Here is an 18,360-nt window from a genome sequence, read left to right on the forward strand (position 1 = left end):
CCCCGTGACCGCGGGGCTTTGTTGTTTGCTTATGCGATAAATGATATGTTTGAGCAATTTATTACCGAGCACTTATTGGCTCCCGAATATCTACAATGGCTGTGGCAGGGTTTTCTGATTACCTTGTGGCTTTCTGCCTGTGCCATTATTTCCTCTACTTTACTGGGCTTCGTGGTTGCTGCGGCGCGGGATAGCCAAATCAGGCCACTGCGTTGGCTGGTCACGTCTTATACTACCCTATTTCGTAATACCCCTTTGCTGGTTCAACTGTTTTTCTGGTATTTCGCATCCGGCCAAATTTTACCGCAAGACGCGATGATATGGCTGAACACGCCCCATTCAGTGACGATTTTCGGTCTGGAGCTGGAATGGCCGTCTTTTGAATTCTTGGCGGGGTTCATTGGCCTGACTCTTTATTCCGCGCCTTTTGTCGCAGAAGAGTTGCGGGCAGGTATCCAAGGAATCGGACGCGGGCAAAAATATGCAGCCCACGCCTTGGGCTTAACGGGTTGGCAGGCCATGCGGTATGTTGTACTGCCGCAGGCATTGAAAATCGCCATGCCACCTTTATTGGGGCAATACATGAATATCGTCAAAAACTCCTCATTAACTATGGCGATAGGCGTGGCGGAACTCTCCTATGCCTCCCGACAAGTGGAAACCCAGACGCTGAAAACCTTTGAGGCATTTGGGGTCGCCACGGTGCTTTACATTGCCATTATTGCCGTGATGGAAGCTTGGGGACAGTGGCGTCAGCAAAAAACATTGGCGAGGGGATGCTGAGATGGATTTTACCGTTATTGCAGAAAACTGGCGCTATTTGCTGTTGGGAACTTTTCCCGACGGGCCATTGGAAGGGGCAGCATTGACGCTGGCGATCAGCATTATGGCAGGCACGATTTCTATCGTACTGGGCATCTTGGGCGGCGTTGCACTGGCGATGCTGCGCGGATTCTGGGTCAATCTGCTGGCGGCAGTATTGGGATTTTTCCGTGCCATCCCGGTGATCATGCTGATTTTCTGGACGTACTTCTTATTGCCAGTGGTACTGGGAATGGAAATTCCCGAAATCACGACGGTTGTATGCGCGCTGGCATTAATTACTTCCGCTTATTTGGCTCACGGAGTTAAAGCCGGCATTCTGGCAATCGGTGAAGGCCAGTGGCGAGCTGGGTTATCGCTGGGATTCAACCGTTGGGAAGTTCTGTGGCATATTGTCTTGCCGCAGGCATTGCGTATGATGATCCCCTCATTCATCAACCAATGGATTGCCTTAATCAAAGATACTTCCCTTGCTTATATCGTTGGTGTATCGGAATTATCATTTCTGGCAACACAAGTTAATAACCGCAGCATGGTATATCCGATGGAAGTTTTTTTATTTGTTGCGCTGATTTATTTTGTAATGTGTTTATCACTGGAGTTAATTGCCAATTATATTGCCCGAAGATTCTCTGTGAAACGGGAAAAAACCGCAATTTTTGGGTTCTGGCGTAAAAAGCCTACGGGTATGGTTACGGAAAGTTAATATTTTAATTCGTTACTTATTTTTTATATAACTCCCTACTGATTGAAGTAGGGAGTTTTTTTTACCTGAAACAAAAGTAATAGAAAATTGTTTCATTTAATGACCTGATATTTTTCTTATTGAAGCCAAATATTTTTATCTATGAGACCGATTCTGATTTTAGGACTGAGTCAGTATTTTTTGATTAAAATTCCTGCTATAACACCGGAGGTAAGATAAAAAAATGATGAAGGATTAAGACAATATGGCTAATTCGATTTATGTAACAATTAAAGGCAAACTTCAGGGGTTAATTTCTCAAGGCTGTTCTACACTGGACTCTATTGGTAATAAATTTCAGTTGGGACATGAAGATCAAATTTTTGTATTGCAATTTAACCACGGTGTTTCTCGTTCACAAAATGTCGCTCATCAACCGGTTAAATTTGTAAAGCCTCTGGATAAATCCTCTCCGTTATTAATGATGGCAATTTCAAATAATGAGGAACTTGACCTGATGTTTGATTTCTATCGAACATCACAAGCAGGTGGTCAGGAACGTTACTACTCAGTTAATTTGCGTAATGCGAAATTACTCAATTTGAATGTGCAGTATCCACATTCTGTTAACCATAATGATCAGCAACCGGAAGAGGTTGTCGCAGTTAAGTATAAAGATATTGTTTGTCAGCATCATGCTGCGGGAACATCAGGATATTGTGTTTGGGAAGATACCGTTTATTAATTAGCAATCACAGGTGGTAATTAAAATGCGATTTGAAAATCTTACGTCACAACTGAGGAATGAGTTTGATGAAAGTAAGTTGCCAGACTTTCATCTTTCCTACCAATTTAGCAGTTCCCCTCCTGATATAGATTTTAAGTCGGTAGCTGACGCTTTGGATTGCCACCGTGATTTTTATGGCGCAGGGATTATTTACTCAGATGGTCTGTATAAGCGCTATTTGGTTAGGCCATCGAAAAGGCGCGCAAGTCCGGCTGTTTCTGAATTAACACATATTATTATCTTCAATCTTGAAGCAGGTGTTGCCCCGGAAGTAGAGCTGAAAAAAACAGTTTCAGATCCCGATTTAATGCCAGAAATTGGTTCTACAGCGCTTTCGTGTGGTGGTGCGTTGGTATCTGGACTTGGGTTATTAGGTTCAGGAGCAGCAGTACCATTTACAGGAGGAATGAGTACGCCGGCAGTAGTGTTAATGTACGGTGGTCTAACGGCATCTGGCCTTCAATGTGTGAATGGAGGTTATAGAATTTATCAACTGACAGGCGCTGGAAAGGAAGGAATTGAACATGTTGCTTGGCTAGATTCACAAGATTGGTATGTTACAACCTCAACTCTATTAGATGTAATATCCCTTGCTTCGGGAGCTGCCGCATTAAAGGATGCATATAAGACTTATAAGATAATGAAATCGGCTTCTCCTCGGCGCGCTTCAGAATGGCTGAAAAGCATGCCAAGACATGAGAGAAAGAGGTTAACTGAAGAAATTATGCGACATAATAATCCTGGAATATCTAATCAAGCAATTAAGAGAGCTATAGCACATGGAAAGTACATCAAGCGTTACCCTACAGAGGATATACAAAAGGCATTATTGAGTCATTTGAAAAACTCTCTTACTGCAGCCGGTGGGTTTGTAAGTAGCGGGATGACAGGTACAATCAGGAATCCGGGCAATATATTAACATCGGGTAAGTATATTATTGGTACGATTTATTCTATTGCTTATGAAATGCCTGCTAGTTATTTATCGGAACATTTTTAGTAACTATAGTTATTCCCTAGAATAAACTTATTGTGATAATTACTTTATGAATATAAAAGATTTTTTGTTGAATACAGGATTTAAAAAACTTTTAGATAGGACTTATGATCTAGAGGTAAAAATAAAAAACTCTGATCCAGAGCTAGAACACATTACTTTGGATGAACTTAGCTATAAAAAATACGTAAATTATCCTGGTAGAATTAAGATAGTGTTTTTAATATTTTTTATTACTATAGTTTACATGGCATTTTTTTCAGGCATAGCATTATCTATACCTAATTTGTTAGTGAGTCAACCAAGTCATGAAATAAAAACAATTGCTTTCTTTTTGTCATTAATTATTAGTGGTGTTATTTCATTTTTTCATCTTTGGTTTACTCTAGGTGGTTATTACTATGGTCCTGTAATACAAAAACATGTAAATTCCGTTGTCTTTTTTTCTAGTTTAGCCATTGCTATCTTTAGTGGAGTATTTAGCTCTGATTTCATTTACTTCTTTTTTATAGCATTATGTTGCTTGTTTATAAAGTTGATATTAAATGGGGCGTATTACTCTGGTTTCATATGGAGCAGGATGTGTATTAGGGTAAATGATGTTCTTTTTAAAAAAGAACTTAATAAATTAAACGGATTGAATAAAAAACAACTAAGAGAGTATTCAAGGAATTCTCAATTAGAAAAGCGCAAAAAAATAAGGGATAAAAAAAGAGAAGGGAAAGTTACGGGGAAATAGGGTTGAATATGAATATAATAGAAACATTAACCAACAGGCAATACAAACGTATTTTGAGATTGTGCAAAAATATAGATGATAGAATCAAAACCGGTGATACGTCTCTTATCGAAGAGCCTGATATTGTCAGACTTAAAGATAAAATCGCCATAAACCGCTCTTCAGAAGAAGGTGTGTTATTGGCTTTGTTTCCCATATTATTATTTACCTCTTATATCATATTGGTCATTGTTCTTTACGATTTCTACTTCTCCTATGATGTGGCTGGGTTTCATCGCTCTGCCAATATGTTTATTATTTCGACTATTTCTTTACTGGCATTTTATGCTTACCGAGGTAATATCTTTGCTTTTAAGTTCATTAATGCATTGAATACATTGAGTATTTGTTTTACCTTATTTATTCTTTCCCTTAATTTTTTTGCCTATAATATGCACCATGAATGGCATTTGTTGATTATTGTATTTTCTAATTTTTTCATAAATAGAATTATTATAAATAGCGCTTCTTTTTCTCAAGCTATGACGGAAATCTTATGGTTTAAAACAACGAATCAGCTACTGAAAAAGCAAATAGACAGCGAGTCTGATGAACACACTGATTATCAGAAGAAAAATATACTCATCATGATTTGGCAATATTGTGTATTGAATACAAATCTCAATAGCACGCTAAAAGCAGGCTATAAACTGAATTTGAGAATAAAGAAAAACGACGCTACGCTGATAACAGAAAAAAGAATAAATAAATATCAGCATTTGCTGGATTTCGGTATGTCAAAAAAAGCGTTATTGATGACGGTATTATCGGCTGTTTTATTGATAAAGATTTATGTGATTGGAACGTTTATGCTGTTATCTCATTTTGATAACAAAGATGATCTGCCCATCTTATTTTTTACAATCGTATCTACAATAGCCTTTGCTTCTTTAGCTATTTTACTCACTCAACGAGGCGTGACATTAGGTTTCAGGATGCTAATTTTGGCACGTTTTCTTTTTATCCTGATGGTTGCCTTATTGGTGTGCCTTAAATTTGTCATGGGAATTCTGGAGTACAGTAATATTGCTTTGTCCATGATTATTCTGGAGTTCTTATTGGTATTCTTCATGCTGAATACGGAATATTACAGTAAACATCTCAGAGAGTTACACTGTTTTCTGGCATGGCATAAGATAGCTATAAATCAGCATAAGTAAATTGCAGAGGTACACCGGATGGCAATGTGTACCTCCGATTTATCGAATCAATGACGTTTTTCTTTCCCGAAGGCTGCAATTGCGCCAGAAATCAATAACAGCAGTGCCCCGGCCGTGATACATACCGACAAAAATGAGTAATTGAACGCCTGTTTTGCGGCTTGAATCAGTGACAGGGCAGCATCTCCCGTCAATTGTTCAGCGGCGAGCAGCGCCTCGTCAATGCCGTTTTTTGCCAGCGCTGGCATGCCCGCATCCGCCGGAAGTGTAAAGGAAGCGCTGTAAACAGCGACCATCAGGCTGCCGAGAACCGCTATCCCTAACAAGCCTCCCAATTCATAGGCGACTTCTTCAATGGATGCCGCTGTGCCTGCATTTTTCTCCGGAACATTCAGCATAATGGAAGTAGAAGCGGCCGTCATGGCGGCTCCGACACCAAATCCAATGATACTGAATGTAACAATTTGCACTAACAGGCCAGATTGCAAACCAAACAGGTAGCCAAAAGTGCCCAGTCCGGTTAAGGCGAATGAGAGCCACATGAGCCGTTCTGCACCAAATTTCGGAATCGCCATTCCGGCCAGCGGCCCTGCAATAAAAGCCGCGATAGGAATGGGTAAGATAAGAAACCCAGCCTGCAAGGGAGACAGCCCCAGAGCAAGTTGGAATCTCTGGCTAATGGCGAGTTCCATACCGACAAGTGCGGCGGTGGAAGAAAAAGCTGCAATGATTCCTGTTGCAAAAGCCCGATTGCGAAACAGACTGAAATCTATCATGGGCTTTGGCGAGCGCAATTGTCGGCGCACAAAAACGGTGGTGAATATCAGCCCTATGGCACCTGCTATCGCGGCTGCTTCTAACGATGACTCTAGCTTGCTGACTTCTTTGATTGCATAAGTGAGGCCAATCAGGCCAAGCATGATTTGTATTGCGGCAATCAGATCGATTGTATGCTCTGGATTACGCCGGCTTTTGGTGATGAAAATCAGCCCAAAAACCAGTGCGATAAAAACGATTGGAACGTTAATCAGAAAAACCGAACCCCACCAATAATATTCAAGCAACAACCCGCCAATGACCGGGCCAAATGCGGCACCCCCTGAGGCAACGGCTGACCAAATGCCGATAGCAAGTGCCCGCTCTTTAGGGTTTTCAAACGTGTGGCGAATGATCGCGAGGGTTGCCGGCATCATCATCGCTGCACCGAAAGCCAGAATGACACGCGCTGTGATCAGCATGCCGGGGGTAGGGGAAAATGCAGCCATCAGTGATGCAACACCGAAAACGGCCAGCCCATTGGTAAAGAGTTTTCTGGCACCAAAACGGTCACTCAACGCTCCCATTGTGGGCAGCAATCCGGCGATAGTTAAAGTATAGGCATTCATGATCCACAGTTTTTCAGAAGCGGAAGCGCGCAAATCATGCGTCAGCCGTGGCAAGGCTGTGTAAAGAACGGTCATATCAATCACAATCAGAAGCAAGGCACTGGAAATGATGACCAGCACCAACCAGCGAAGATTTGTTTTCATAAAAATTTTACCAATATTGTCGGTAGCGATAGACTGCCAAACTTTGATTAAATTGTTGGCAAATATTATAAATACATACGTATTTATTTAAAAGGGGGGAGATATGGGACGTCGTAAGACTATTGATCGGGAAGTTCTGTTAGATGCCGCAGAACAAATCGTTACAACACAGGGAGCGGCGGCTCTTACCATTGATGCAGTGGCGAAAGCGGTCGGCATAACCAAAGGCGGCGTACAATACAATTTTGGTACGAAAGATGCCCTAATTGATGCGATGTTTGAGCGTTGGGGTGAGAGTTATGATCAGCAGTTCCAAAAAATTGCGGGGGAGAACCCGAATCCGCTGACCGCAATGCACGCACATGTTGAAGCGACCCGGCAGTCTGATGCTGCATCAACCGCAAAGGCGGCAGGATTAATGGCTGCGTTGTTGCAAACACCGGAGCGCCTGAAATCGACTAAAGCGTGGTATCAGGAACGCATGGCAGGGTTAGACATGGCAACAGTGGAAGGCCGTCAGGCACGTTTGGCATTTTTGGCCACTGAAGGCGCGTTTATTCTGCGTTTTTTCGGTTTAATGGAGATGAATGAGGATGAGTGGGAAGGCATTTTTGATGATATTTCGACTTTAATGCCATCAAAGATAGCTGAATAGAAAAAATAACGCATAAAATATCGTCATTCAATGAATGTCCTCAATAATCATCATGTTATTTAACTTATTGATTGTCATTGACGCAAACGATTTCTTTTTTTGTTGTTCCACAGTAACGATTTTTATGGGTTTCCTGTAGGATAAGTCGAAAACTTCGTTTTTTGGGATGGGAAATCACATTACATGAACACAATAAACTCAGGCTCTGAAAAACGTCAGGGCTTGCTTCAACGCGTGTTTAAATTAGAGGAACACGGCACGACGGTTCGCACTGAAATGGTTGCCGGCCTGACAACCTTTCTGACGATGGTTTATATCATATTCGTCAATCCGCAAATACTGGCGATGGCGGGAATGGATATTAAAGCCGTATTCGTCACTACCTGCTTAATTGCGGCAATTGGCAGTATTTTGATGGGATTGATGGCGAATTTACCTATTGCCGTTGCTCCCGCGATGGGCTTGAATGCCTTCTTCGCGTTTGTTGTCGTGGGAGCGATGGGGATTTCATGGCAAGTTGCAATGGGCGCGATTTTTTGGGGCGCTGTGGGCTTGCTGCTCCTGACTGTCTTTCGTATCCGATATTGGATGATAGCGAATATTCCGCTGAGCCTGCGCGTGGGAATTACCAGCGGCATTGGTCTTTTCATCGCAATGATGGGACTGAAAAATTCGGGCATTATCGTTCCTAATCCCGACACAATCGTGTCAATTGGCAACTTTGCTTCCCATAATGTGCTGCTGGGAACACTGGGGTTTTTCATCATTGCCATTTTGGCAGCACGCAGTTTCCATGCGGCTGTATTGATTTCCATTGTGGTGACGACTGGCATCGGCTTGATGACAGGGCATGTGGAATATCACGGTATTTTTGACTTGCCACCCAGCGTGATGAGCGTGGTAGGTAATGTCGATGTGAAAGGTGCATTGGACATTGCACTGATTGGCGTGATTTTCTCGTTCATGCTGGTTAACTTGTTTGATTCTTCCGGTACGTTGATTGGCGTAACGGATAAAGCCGGGCTTGCGGACAGCGAGGGTAAATTTCCGCGTATGAAGCAGGCGTTGTATGTAGACAGCCTCAGCTCTGTTGCAGGATCTTACATTGGGACGTCTTCGGTGACTGCCTATGTCGAAAGTTCTTCTGGTGTTTCGGTCGGCGGGCGCACTGGCCTGACGGCAATTGTAGTCGGGATCCTGTTCCTGCTGGTGATGTTTATCTCTCCGCTGGCCAGCATGGTACCGGCTTATGCCACGGCAGGCGCACTGGTCTATGTTGGTGTTCTGATGACGTCCAGCCTGACCCGGGTGAAATGGAATGATCTGACGGAATCCGTACCCGCTTTTATCACTGCGGTAATGATGCCATTCAGTTTCTCCATTACCGAAGGCATCGCACTGGGCTTCATTGCCTACTGCGCAATGAAATTGGGAACGGGCAAATGGCGTGATATCAGTTTATGTGTTGTTGTGGTCACTCTGCTGTTTATATTGAAAATGGTGTTTGTTGATGCCCATTAAAAACGGTTGATGCCATTACAAAAGCCTGACAGGAAAGAGTCTGTCAGGCTTTTGTATGAGATAGGCAATCTGCTGTTATCGATTTTTATTGCTGGTTTTCTGGCGTGACAAAACCAATGCAGACTGTTTCGGATTCAGCACTGGGTTGTGCCTGAAAGGAAAACGCTTCCTTATGGCTAATCACCAAGGTTGGCCATTCCTGCAAAATAGGCTGAAAATCTTCTTGCTCGCAGCTTTTACCTCGTTCACCCACCAGCAGTGCGCCATGTTCCACAATCTCTTTTTCTTTGATATGTCGATTGTAGATATTTGGTGGCATACCTTTATTTAATTCCCAAGGCTGTATTGTTTCCGGACGATAGTGGCTATAAAACGTCAACCACTGATGCAGATATTCCCCGCCGACATAACGCAATGGTGTTGAGTACAGCTCATTCCAGCGTTGGTCAAGCTGGCTGGTAAACGCCTTGATTCCAACAAATTTCTGACCAGCGCCACGAACATTCGCCATCATGATACTGGCATAGCCGAACACCACCAAGACACCAAATATGGCTAATCCCCGTAGTGTTCCATGCAGCGATTTGGTTGGATAGACCGTGATTGAACCCACTAGCAATGCAGGTGAAACAACCATAAAGGGTTGTATCCACTCAGTCATGCGCCCGCCTTGATTAAAGGAAAACCAGCTGTAAATAATCAACAAAGGCAGCAGGATAACGATATTCACCAAGGCACTGGATTGCTGTTTCGGCCAACCAATCCGGCCACCGAGCAAATAAATAATGATGCTAAGGATAATCAACGGATAGAACACGGAAAGGACAGCTTGCGTGGTGTGCAGATTGAACCCTTTGTGGATTTGGGAATCTACCCACTTAAAGGCCACAAAATCATTGTGTACCAGCCACCAAACGTTTGGCAGCACTAGTGCGAACCACACTAAAATCGCGAGATAAAACAGCGGTTCCCGATAGTTGCGGCGTACTTTGGGGACGAACAGGGAAAGCAAAAAGACGGAACCGATGATGGAAAGTGATGAGTATTTCCCCATCGTCGCCAGCCCGGAACAAAGCGCGAATGCCAGCCACCATTTGGGATTATCGTCAATGGCGCGCAAGAAAAACAGCAACGACCATGGCCAGAGCATCACTAAAAGGTAATTATCATTATAAGGAATAATATCAAAGTTAATGATGCCGGATAGATTCAGCGTCAGCATGGCAAGCCAAGCGAGCAGTACTTTGCCGGTCAGGCGGAAAGCCAGTTGCCAGACACCCAACATACCGATGGCGATGGCGACAAAATGGGTGAAATACCAATAAAAACTCAGAGAGATATTGCTGATGTGGATGGCAGGTAGCATTATGGCACCGACTAACCAAGGGTTTTTAGGAGATCCCCATTCTCCGTTTATTCCCCAGTTGAGTGCTTCAACGGCATCATAAGGAACAGTTGGATCAAGAAAATAACTGACTAGTACCCATAAAGCAGCATAACCAATGACCCAAAGATACAATGGCACGCGGTAAGACGAAGTATCAAAAAGACGCATAATGGTTAATGATCATATTATTTAAATTAATGTGACCTGAATATTAGCCGAAGTTTGAACCATAAGTGAATGACATTGGATGTTAAAGGGCGTTTCTGTTAGATTCCGCCGAAAATATATTGATAAAAGCGAGTTGAGTCACAAGCTATGAGTCCATTAAAGAAAAAATCACCAGCGAAACCTTCCGCTGGCAAGCAAAAAAGAAAAAGCCGTGCAGAGCTGGATGCGGAAGGACGTGAACGCAAACGCCAGAAAAAGCGTCGCGGTAACCCGACCGGCAGCCGCAGTAGCAACAGCAACAATGAGCGTCGATCAACGAATAAGCAGGAAAAAGATCCGCGCATTGGCAGTAAAGTTCCGGTTCCTCTGGTCGTCGGAGAAAAAACAGCAATTGTGAAACCGGCAATCAAACCGGTTGTGGAAAAAGCAGTCCCTCGCTTATCTCCGAAAGAAGAGCTGGAAATGCTGGAAAATGACGACCGCCTGGATGAGCTGCTGGAACGCGTTGAGCAAGGCGAAAAACTGTCTCAGGAAGAAAGTGCTTATGTCGACAACATGCTCGATCGCATTGATGCACTGATGGAAATACTGGGTATCAACCCAGAAGAAGATGACAGTGAAGAAGAGCAGCAGGAAGATATTATGCAACTATTGAAAGGCAAGTAATTACTGCATCTACGGATTATGAATAAAAGGCGGATTCTTAATGAACAGTGTCTTAATAACCACTGTTCTAATAACCACAGTCTTAGTATGTTATTTGTTGTGGTTATTGGGTAAACTGTGGCGGCTATCGCGACGTAAACGTCAGTTACGCAATACCATCATGACACAGCGTTTCAACTCCATGAAAAAGTTGCGTTTTGATGGGCGAAAACAGCGGAAGGAATAAGCATGTCAGAGCAAGCCATTGTTTGGGATCTGCCTTTGATCCAAAAATACAACTATTCAGGGCCTCGTTATACTTCATACCCCACGGCACTGGAATTTAACCAGCAATACGATGACGCTGCTTTTATACAAGCCGCGAACCGTTATCCTGAACGCCCACTCTCCCTCTATATCCATATCCCGTTCTGCCATAAACTGTGTTATTTCTGTGGCTGTAATAAGCTGGTCACGCGCCAAAAACACAAAGCAGATGACTATCTGAATGTGTTGGAAAAAGAGATTGCTGCCCGCGCTGAATTATTTTCCCGGCGGAAAGTCAGTCAGATGCATTGGGGCGGAGGCACGCCAACCTATCTGGATAAAGCGCAAATCAGCCGGCTTATGTCGATGTTGCGACAGCATTTCCATTTTCTGTCCGAAGCTGAGCTTTCCATTGAAATTGATCCACGGGAAATTGAGCTTGATGTCATTGATCACCTGCGTCACGAGGGCTTTAATCGCCTGAGCATGGGGGTGCAGGACTTCAATAAAGACGTACAGCGTTTGGTAAACCGAGAGCAGGATGAAGAATTTATTTTTGAGTTGGTCAACCGTGCGCGTGCAACGGGTTTCACATCCACCAGCATTGACTTGATTTATGGCTTGCCGAAGCAAACGCCAGAGAGCTTTGCTTTTACATTACAGCGCGTTCTGGCATTGTCGCCTGACCGCCTGAGTGTATTTAACTATGCACACTTGCCGGATTTATTTGCAGCGCAACGTAAGATCAAAGAACAAGACCTACCCAGCGCGACGCAAAAACTGGATATTTTGCAAGAAACGATTTCAACCCTGACAGGTAACGGCTACCAGTTTATCGGGATGGATCACTTTGCCCGCCCTGATGATGAGTTGGCGATTGCCCAGCGGCAAGGTATTCTGCACCGCAATTTTCAAGGGTATACCACACAAGGAGAGTGCGATTTACTTGGCCTGGGTGTTTCGGCAATCAGCATGCTGGGAGACAGCTATGCGCAGAATCAGAAAGACCTGAAAACCTATTATGCTGCGGTGGAAGCGCAAAACCATGCGTTATGGCGTGGTTTGTCTCTGACGCAGGATGACTGTATTCGCCGTGATGTCATCAAAAATTTGATTTGTAACTTCCGGCTACACTTTGCAGATATCGAACAATGTTATGGATTGAATTTCACGGATTACTTTGCTGAAGATTTACAATTGCTGGCACCATTGGCAAACGATGGATTGGTTGAAGTAACAGAATCGCAGATCCAAGTATCTCTGAAAGGGCGTTTGCTTATCCGTAATATTTGCATGTGCTTTGACAGCTATTTACGTAGTCAGATGCGTCAACGGCAGTTTTCGCGGGTGATATGAATAGTAGTGGGCAGGGTTGAGAATATTGCTGTATTGTATTAGAATTGAACAGTATTCAGCATGAGCTGCGACTATGAACAGTGGGTTTTTACTAAAAATTTCTGCTGGAGTAGTGCTGATATGCCGCCAATATTAATTGGTCCTTCGACGAGGTTAATCTTTAGCCTGACAGTCACTTGGGATAGCAAAGCGATTTGTGAAGAGGAGCGGCAGTTTACATCTGCTTAGTATTTTAAAGCCCAGCGATGAGTTGGGCTTTATCATATTTAGGGTTTGATTAAATGATTCCAGTCACTTTTCAAAATATCCCCCAATATCAACATAAATCTTCGTGATTCCTTTTTTAATTGGGCGTTAATTGGTTCATTATTTCTATGATGCGCGGTTTCAATATATAAAAGTAAATTTTCATTTTTGACCTTTAATTTCATTATGATATAAATGCCTTTTTGAGGATGACTTCGGTCTTTTTCTTCTAACCTTATTACCTTTCCCTTTAACCTGCTTTCTCTGCATATCTTATGTGATATGTTTTCTATGATATTTAATAAAGCGAAGGTGTATTTATATCTTATTTCATCGAATATTCGATGCTCTTTTATCACTCCATATTCATATTCTGTAATTAAAATGGTATTTTTATCACAGTCTTGTATGGCCTTAGTGTAACAATGATGACTAAATATAACTCTTACATATAGTTCGCCTTTTACCTTATTTTTAGAACTATCCTTATATTCATATTTGATTTTGATAGTTTTAGGTGCCATGTGGGAAAGATCAAATGACTCGTTTGTTTCAGGATGAGTATAAGTTCTATTATGATAGACCTGCTCATTCCATTTGTATGTTCTGTGGGCCAATACATAATTACCTTTCATTTTTTATTTTTGATAATAAATAATTTAACCCACACATTCAAATTATTTATATTTTATGTTTTTAATTAAATAGAGTGGGTAAATTGGCTTTATTGCCAAATATAATAAAACGGCAGACGAAGATATCATGCAAATAAAAGCGCATAGACGTTGGCTTGGTAATCAAGCGACAAAAATATCGACAGAAAGTGGTAACTTGATGATAAATAGCACAATTGGTGTACTTGCTAATCCTAAAAAGCCATTAAGGTCATTGGCATTTTAGATGGAAAATTGTCTCTCCCAACGGAAAAAGAGTTCACTAAATATAATAGTGAAATCCTTTAAACTTTTGAGGGAAGAAAGCAAACTGAAGCGATATTATCTCAGTTTATTGATTTTAATGAATATTAAATCAGCAGTAAATAATTGAGGGGAGCGTTATTACTCCAGCCCCAATTCCTTCAATTTCCGTGTGATGGTATTCCTGCCCCAGCCCAGCAAACGAGCAGCTTCTTGCTTATGTCCATTGGTATGCTCCAGTGCACAATTAAGCAGAGTACGTTCCAGCAGCGGCAGGGCATCAGAAAGCAGATCGGTTTTTCCCTCTTGTAGAGCATGCTGCGCCCATTTTGCCAGCAATGCAGACCAATCCTCATAAGAAGAAACAGGAGGAGGCAGAAGCAAGTTTTCCGTTTGCCCTGGGGATTGGCTTTCAATTAAGTCAGTCGGAAGATCTTGCACCAATACTTCTTTGCTGGCGGCCATGACAGTCAGCCAACGGCAGACATTTTCCAATTGGCGGACATTTCCCGACCACGGTAAGCGAGCCAAGGCAAGTTCTGTATCAGGATGCAGAACTTTGGTTTCAACGCCCAGCTCTTTGGCAGTTTGTTGCAGGAAATGGTGAGCCAGACGAGGGATATCTTCTATCCTGTCCCGCAATGGAGGCAGTTGAACCCGAATGACATTCAAACGATGGTAAAGATCTTCACGGAATTTACCTTCTGCCACCCGTTGTTCAAGATTTTGGTGAGTGGCTGCAATGATGCGGACATCGACTTTTATCGGCGCATAACCCCCAACCCGATAAAATTGACCTTCAGCCAGTACCCGCAGCAGACGGGTCTGAATATCCAGCGGCATATCACCGATTTCATCCAAAAACAGAGAGCCGCCATTGGCTTGTTCAAAACGCCCATGGCGTACTTGGTTTGCACCTGTAAACGCGCCTTTTTCATGACCAAACAATTCGGATTCGATTAAATCTTTCGGAATTGCGGCCATATTCAAGGCGATAAATGGAGCGGAAGCCCGCGGGCTATGACGATGTAAGGCTTGGGCGACCAACTCTTTACCAGTGCCAGATTCCCCATTGATTAACACGCTGATGGAGGAACGGGAAAGCCGGCCAATAATCCGGTATACCTCCTGCATGGCTGGTGCTTCCCCAATCATATCTGAGACAGAGGCGGCCACTTGTGGATTGGCGATGGATTGATGTTGCTCGCGATAATGACTCAATGCCCGTTCAACCAGTGCAACGGTTTCATCGATATCAAAGGGTTTTGGCAGATAATCGTAAGCGCCGTGCTGATAGGCACTGACAGCGGCATCCAGATCAGAATGAGCAGTCATAATGATGACCGGAAGCTGTGGATGAGTCTGTTTAATCTGATTGAGCAGGCTTAGCCCGTCTAATCCGGGCATGCGGATATCTGAGAGCAGAACTTCGGGGCTGCCCTGTGATAAAGCGGTCAGTACTGAATCTGCATTCTCAAAACTGGTACATTCCATACCTGCGCCACTCAGCGCCCGTTCCAGTACCCAGCGAATAGAACTGTCATCATCAACGATCCAGACTTTTCCCCGTTGCATAGTCATCCTCACTTCTTGATCAACTGATTATTGGTCGGTTATTTTTTGATAGGCAAGTAAATGGAAAATTCCGTGTGCCCCGGCCAACTGGAAAATTCGAGCTTCCCAGCATGCTGAGTAATTAGATTACGGGCGATGGATAGCCCAAGTCCAGTACCGCCTTCATGCCCACTGACCATCGGGTAAAAAAGTGTATCCTGAATATTCGTGGGAATGCCCGGCCCGTTATCTTCAATATCAATTCTGGCAGCCAGACGGTAACGTTCACCCTGTAGGGTCATCTGGAATGCGGTTCGTGTTCGCAGAATGATAGTACCGCCTTTTTCTCCCAGCGCTTGCAGGGCGTTGCGGGTGATATTCAGTAAGACTTGCTCGATTTGATCAGGATAATGCGCCAATTCGGGCAGGCTGGGGTCATAATCTTTGATTAGCGTGACATTGGCTGGCATTTCCAGCGAAACTAACTGATAGACACGTTCAACGACATGATGGATGCTCTGCCTGGTTTGGGTTCCCGGATATTGCGGCCCCAGCAATCGATCAACAAGCGCGCGCAACCTGTCCGCTTGTTCGATAATCACTTGCGTGTATTCCCGCAAAGACGGCTCCGGCAGTGCTTTGGCAAGCAGCTGAGCTGCTCCCCGCAACCCTCCGAGAGGGTTTTTGATTTCATGTGCCAGCCCCCGAACCAATTCCCGCGCAGCCGCTTGCTGTGCTTGTTGTATCTGCTCTTGGCTTAACCGGCGTTGACTATCCATAGGCGCCAGTTCCAGCAAGATAAACTGTCCGGAAATTGGTTGGGCACTGAGCGACATAACATGAGAGTGATTGTTGATAACCAAGATAACTTCGTTATCAGTAAAACCATGGCCGCGAATCAGACTCGAGCGCATCAACTCTGTATCCAGTGAGATATAGCTGAATAGAATGGGAAGAGGCGTACCGAATAATTTGCGTGTACTTGGTGCCAGCAGTTGCATTGCAGAATGGTTGGCGTAACGGACAATCAAATCATTATCCAGTACCAGAACGCTGTTTATCAGTGAATCGAGAATTTGTTCTGCTTCGGGCAAATTAACCATTGTGATTCAATCTCTGCACTTTTTTGGTGCATTGTAGTCTATCCAGCTTAACGCGATGAGTCATTCGTTCTGTAGGTATATTTTTATTTCGTCTGGAACGAATATTCAGGATAGCATGCGTGTGTGGGAAAAAAGCCCATCTTATGATGGGCTAAAAGTTTCACGGCAACAAAAAAGGGACAGCAGCAAGGCCATCAAAATACAGGTTAAAAAATTACACGCTGTAATACAGTTCAAACTCCAGAGGATGTGGAGTCATACGGACACGCTCAATTTCACCTTTCAATAAATTGATATAAGCATCAATCGCATCATCAGTGAAAACACCACCGCGGGTCAGGAATTCACGGTCTGCATCCAGCTCAGCCAAGGCCTCATCCAAAGAAGAGGCGACGGTTGGGATCTCTTGTGCTTCTTCTGCCGGTAAATCATACAAGTTCTTATCCATGGCATCGCCCGGATGGATTTTGTTGATAATACCGTCAAGCCCTGCCATCAACAGTGCGGAGAACGCCAAATAAGGGTTCGCAGCCGGATCAGGGAAGCGGACTTCAATACGGCGGGCTTTCGTACTGGCGACAACCGGAATGCGGATAGAGGCTGAACGGTTGCGGGCAGAGTAAGCCAGCATGACAGGCGCTTCAAAACCAGGCACCAGACGTTTGTATGAGTTGGTGGTTGGGTTAGTGAAAGCATTCAATGCACGGGCATGCTTAATAATGCCGCCGATATAGTACAGGGCCGTTTCAGACAGGCCGCCGTATTTGTCGCCGGCAAACAGGTTTGTGCCATTTTTAGACAGAGACATGTGGCAGTGCATGCCGGAGCCATTATCGCCAACCAGCGGTTTTGGCATAAAGGTGGCAGTTTTGCCAAATTTATGGGCAACGTTATGAACCACATACTTATAAATCTGAGTTTCATCCGCTTTTTTGGTCATGGTATTAAAGCGGGTAGCCACTTCATTTTGCCCGGCGGTTGCGACTTCGTGGTGATGTGCTTCAACCACCAACCCCATTTCTTCCATGGTCAGACACATTGCTGAACGCAGATCTTGGGAAGAATCTACTGGCGGAACCGGGAAGTAACCCCCTTTGATGCCGGGACGATGGCCTTTATTGCCGCCTTCATAACGTGTTCCGCTGTTCCATGCGGCTTCGGTATCATCAATATGGTAATACGAGCCGGAAATAGAAGTACCGAAGCGGATGTCATCAAACAGGAAAAATTCAGGTTCTGGGCCGAATAAAACCGTATCGGCGATATCACTGGCCCGCAGAAAATCTTCTGCGCGTTTAGCAATGGAGCGGGGATCGCGGGTATAGCCCTGCATTGTGCCCGGCTCCAGAATATCGCAGCGCAGAATAAGCGTGGTCACGTCGAAGAAAGGATCAAGCATAGCCGTGCTTGGATCCGGCATCAGTACCATGTCAGATTCATTGATGCCTTTCCAGCCACCGATAGATGAACCGTCAAACATTTTGCCATCTTCGAAGAAATCTTCATCAACTTGATGGGCAGGTATGGTGATATGTTGTTCTTTACCTTTGGTATCAGTAAAACGTAAGTCAATAAACTTCACCTGATGTTCTTCAATCATGGATAAAACATGTTCAACGGACATACTGAGTTCTCCTGGTTTGCATCAGCCGGATAAAACGGGGCAAAAAATTTACTGTTTTATTCTGGGCTACTGTATATCTCTGTACAGTCAATTTTTACGAGATTTCTATTGCAAAAAGAAATGCGAAAAGTGTGCCAACTTTTTAAAAGCCTTTAAGAT

Annotated in this window: 17 protein-coding genes; 11 read left to right on the plus strand and 6 right to left on the minus strand. The window is 43.8% G+C overall.

Annotated elements, in window-relative coordinates; genetic code table 11:
* Positions 1-45: 45 nt before the first annotated feature.
* The 6 genes from FE392_RS02135 to FE392_RS02160 all read left to right on the plus strand — a co-directional run bounded on the left by FE392_RS02135 (position 46) and on the right by FE392_RS02160 (position 5,229).
* Complete coding sequence (locus tag FE392_RS02135; RefSeq protein WP_319928582.1) at positions 46-783, plus strand: amino acid ABC transporter permease; 738 nt, start codon at positions 46-48, stop codon at positions 781-783.
* 1 nt (position 784) lies between these two features.
* Positions 785-1,528, plus strand: a complete 744-nt coding sequence (locus FE392_RS02140) for an amino acid ABC transporter permease (protein WP_319928583.1) — start codon at positions 785-787, stop codon at positions 1,526-1,528.
* A 244-nt stretch (positions 1,529-1,772) separates the two neighbouring features.
* Positions 1,773-2,252 (plus strand): Hcp family type VI secretion system effector, encoded by a 480-nt coding sequence (locus FE392_RS02145; RefSeq protein WP_319928584.1) that lies wholly within the window; start codon positions 1,773-1,775, stop codon positions 2,250-2,252.
* 25 nt (positions 2,253-2,277) lie between these two features.
* Positions 2,278-3,294, plus strand: a complete 1,017-nt coding sequence (gene ssp4 / locus FE392_RS02150) for an Ssp4 family T6SS effector (protein ID WP_319928585.1) — start codon at positions 2,278-2,280, stop codon at positions 3,292-3,294.
* Between the two features lie 46 nt (positions 3,295-3,340).
* The gene (locus FE392_RS02155) at positions 3,341-4,030 is read left to right on the plus strand and encodes a hypothetical protein (RefSeq protein WP_319928586.1); all 690 of its coding nucleotides are present in this window, start codon (positions 3,341-3,343) and stop codon (positions 4,028-4,030) included.
* 8 nt (positions 4,031-4,038) lie between these two features.
* Entirely contained in the window at positions 4,039-5,229 is a 1,191-nt protein-coding gene (locus tag FE392_RS02160; RefSeq protein WP_319928587.1) for a hypothetical protein, read from the plus strand.
* Between the two features lie 47 nt (positions 5,230-5,276).
* Here the strand turns inward: FE392_RS02160 and FE392_RS02165 are convergent, their stop codons facing one another.
* Positions 5,277-6,758 carry an MFS transporter gene (locus tag FE392_RS02165; RefSeq protein ID WP_319928588.1) on the minus strand — a complete coding sequence of 494 codons (1,482 nt, stop codon included), beginning with the start codon at positions 6,756-6,758 and terminating at the stop codon, positions 5,277-5,279.
* A 103-nt stretch (positions 6,759-6,861) separates the two neighbouring features.
* Between FE392_RS02165 and FE392_RS02170 the strand changes: the two genes are divergently transcribed.
* Both FE392_RS02170 and FE392_RS02175 read left to right on the plus strand, forming a co-directional pair.
* Entirely contained in the window at positions 6,862-7,413 is a 552-nt protein-coding gene (locus FE392_RS02170) for a TetR/AcrR family transcriptional regulator (RefSeq protein WP_319928589.1), read from the plus strand.
* Positions 7,414-7,596: 183 nt separating this feature from the next.
* On the plus strand, positions 7,597-8,934 hold the full coding sequence (locus tag FE392_RS02175) for an NCS2 family permease (protein ID WP_319928590.1): 1,338 nt from the start codon (positions 7,597-7,599) through the stop codon (positions 8,932-8,934).
* An 85-nt stretch (positions 8,935-9,019) separates the two neighbouring features.
* On the opposite strand, the gene FE392_RS02180 is transcribed toward FE392_RS02175, so the two are convergent.
* Positions 9,020-10,489: a glycosyltransferase family 39 protein gene (locus FE392_RS02180; protein ID WP_319928591.1), complete on the minus strand. Its 1,470-nt coding sequence runs from the start codon at positions 10,487-10,489 to the stop codon at positions 9,020-9,022.
* Positions 10,490-10,636: 147 nt separating this feature from the next.
* Here FE392_RS02180 and yihI point away from each other — a divergent pair, with 147 nt between their 5' ends.
* From yihI to hemN, 3 genes are read left to right on the plus strand one after another with little or no spacing between them, the layout of a single operon-like run.
* Positions 10,637-11,155 (plus strand): Der GTPase-activating protein YihI, encoded by a 519-nt coding sequence (gene yihI / locus FE392_RS02185; RefSeq protein ID WP_319928592.1) that lies wholly within the window; start codon positions 10,637-10,639, stop codon positions 11,153-11,155.
* Positions 11,156-11,195: 40 nt separating this feature from the next.
* Positions 11,196-11,381, plus strand: coding sequence for a high mobility group protein Z (locus tag FE392_RS02190; RefSeq protein WP_319928593.1), 186 nt, complete (start codon positions 11,196-11,198; stop codon positions 11,379-11,381).
* Positions 11,382-11,383: 2 nt separating this feature from the next.
* A complete protein-coding gene (hemN, locus tag FE392_RS02195; protein WP_319928594.1) occupies positions 11,384-12,757 on the plus strand; it encodes an oxygen-independent coproporphyrinogen III oxidase in 1,374 nt (457 codons plus the stop codon).
* A 266-nt stretch (positions 12,758-13,023) separates the two neighbouring features.
* Here the strand turns inward: hemN and FE392_RS02200 are convergent, their stop codons facing one another.
* The 4 genes from FE392_RS02200 to glnA all read right to left on the minus strand — a co-directional run bounded on the left by FE392_RS02200 (position 13,024) and on the right by glnA (position 18,201).
* Positions 13,024-13,638, minus strand: a complete 615-nt coding sequence (locus FE392_RS02200) for a YjaZ family protein (protein ID WP_319928595.1) — start codon at positions 13,636-13,638, stop codon at positions 13,024-13,026.
* Positions 13,639-14,061: 423 nt separating this feature from the next.
* Positions 14,062-15,495: a nitrogen regulation protein NR(I) gene (gene glnG, locus FE392_RS02205; protein ID WP_319928718.1), complete on the minus strand. Its 1,434-nt coding sequence runs from the start codon at positions 15,493-15,495 to the stop codon at positions 14,062-14,064.
* Between the two features lie 38 nt (positions 15,496-15,533).
* Complete coding sequence (glnL, locus tag FE392_RS02210; protein WP_319928596.1) at positions 15,534-16,577, minus strand: nitrogen regulation protein NR(II); 1,044 nt, start codon at positions 16,575-16,577, stop codon at positions 15,534-15,536.
* Between the two features lie 214 nt (positions 16,578-16,791).
* Complete coding sequence (glnA, locus tag FE392_RS02215) at positions 16,792-18,201, minus strand: glutamate--ammonia ligase (protein WP_319928597.1); 1,410 nt, start codon at positions 18,199-18,201, stop codon at positions 16,792-16,794.
* Positions 18,202-18,360: the final 159 nt, after the last annotated feature.

The sequence above is a fragment of the Xenorhabdus santafensis genome (genome assembly GCF_033949405.1).
Taxonomy (GTDB): domain Bacteria; phylum Pseudomonadota; class Gammaproteobacteria; order Enterobacterales; family Enterobacteriaceae; genus Xenorhabdus; species Xenorhabdus santafensis.

Bases quoted from the DNA above. Each gene is read 5' to 3' on its own strand.
- FE392_RS02135 (WP_319928582.1), top strand. From the start codon at position 46: ATGTTTGAGCAATTTATTACCGAGCACTTATTGGCTCCCGAATATCTA.
- FE392_RS02140 (WP_319928583.1), top strand. From the start codon at position 785: ATGGATTTTACCGTTATTGCAGAAAACTGGCGCTATTTGCTGTTGGGA.
- FE392_RS02145 (WP_319928584.1), top strand. From the start codon at position 1,773: ATGGCTAATTCGATTTATGTAACAATTAAAGGCAAACTTCAGGGGTTA.
- ssp4 (WP_319928585.1), top strand. From the start codon at position 2,278: ATGCGATTTGAAAATCTTACGTCACAACTGAGGAATGAGTTTGATGAA.
- FE392_RS02155 (WP_319928586.1), top strand. From the start codon at position 3,341: ATGAATATAAAAGATTTTTTGTTGAATACAGGATTTAAAAAACTTTTA.
- FE392_RS02160 (WP_319928587.1), top strand. From the start codon at position 4,039: ATGAATATAATAGAAACATTAACCAACAGGCAATACAAACGTATTTTG.
- FE392_RS02165 (WP_319928588.1), bottom strand. From the start codon at position 6,758: ATGAAAACAAATCTTCGCTGGTTGGTGCTGGTCATCATTTCCAGTGCC.
- FE392_RS02170 (WP_319928589.1), top strand. From the start codon at position 6,862: ATGGGACGTCGTAAGACTATTGATCGGGAAGTTCTGTTAGATGCCGCA.
- FE392_RS02175 (WP_319928590.1), top strand. From the start codon at position 7,597: ATGAACACAATAAACTCAGGCTCTGAAAAACGTCAGGGCTTGCTTCAA.
- FE392_RS02180 (WP_319928591.1), bottom strand. From the start codon at position 10,489: ATGCGTCTTTTTGATACTTCGTCTTACCGCGTGCCATTGTATCTTTGG.
- yihI (WP_319928592.1), top strand. From the start codon at position 10,637: ATGAGTCCATTAAAGAAAAAATCACCAGCGAAACCTTCCGCTGGCAAG.
- FE392_RS02190 (WP_319928593.1), top strand. From the start codon at position 11,196: ATGAACAGTGTCTTAATAACCACTGTTCTAATAACCACAGTCTTAGTA.
- hemN (WP_319928594.1), top strand. From the start codon at position 11,384: ATGTCAGAGCAAGCCATTGTTTGGGATCTGCCTTTGATCCAAAAATAC.
- FE392_RS02200 (WP_319928595.1), bottom strand. From the start codon at position 13,638: ATGAAAGGTAATTATGTATTGGCCCACAGAACATACAAATGGAATGAG.
- glnG (WP_319928718.1), bottom strand. From the start codon at position 15,495: ATGCAACGGGGAAAAGTCTGGATCGTTGATGATGACAGTTCTATTCGC.
- glnL (WP_319928596.1), bottom strand. From the start codon at position 16,577: ATGGTTAATTTGCCCGAAGCAGAACAAATTCTCGATTCACTGATAAAC.
- glnA (WP_319928597.1), bottom strand. From the start codon at position 18,201: ATGTCCGTTGAACATGTTTTATCCATGATTGAAGAACATCAGGTGAAG.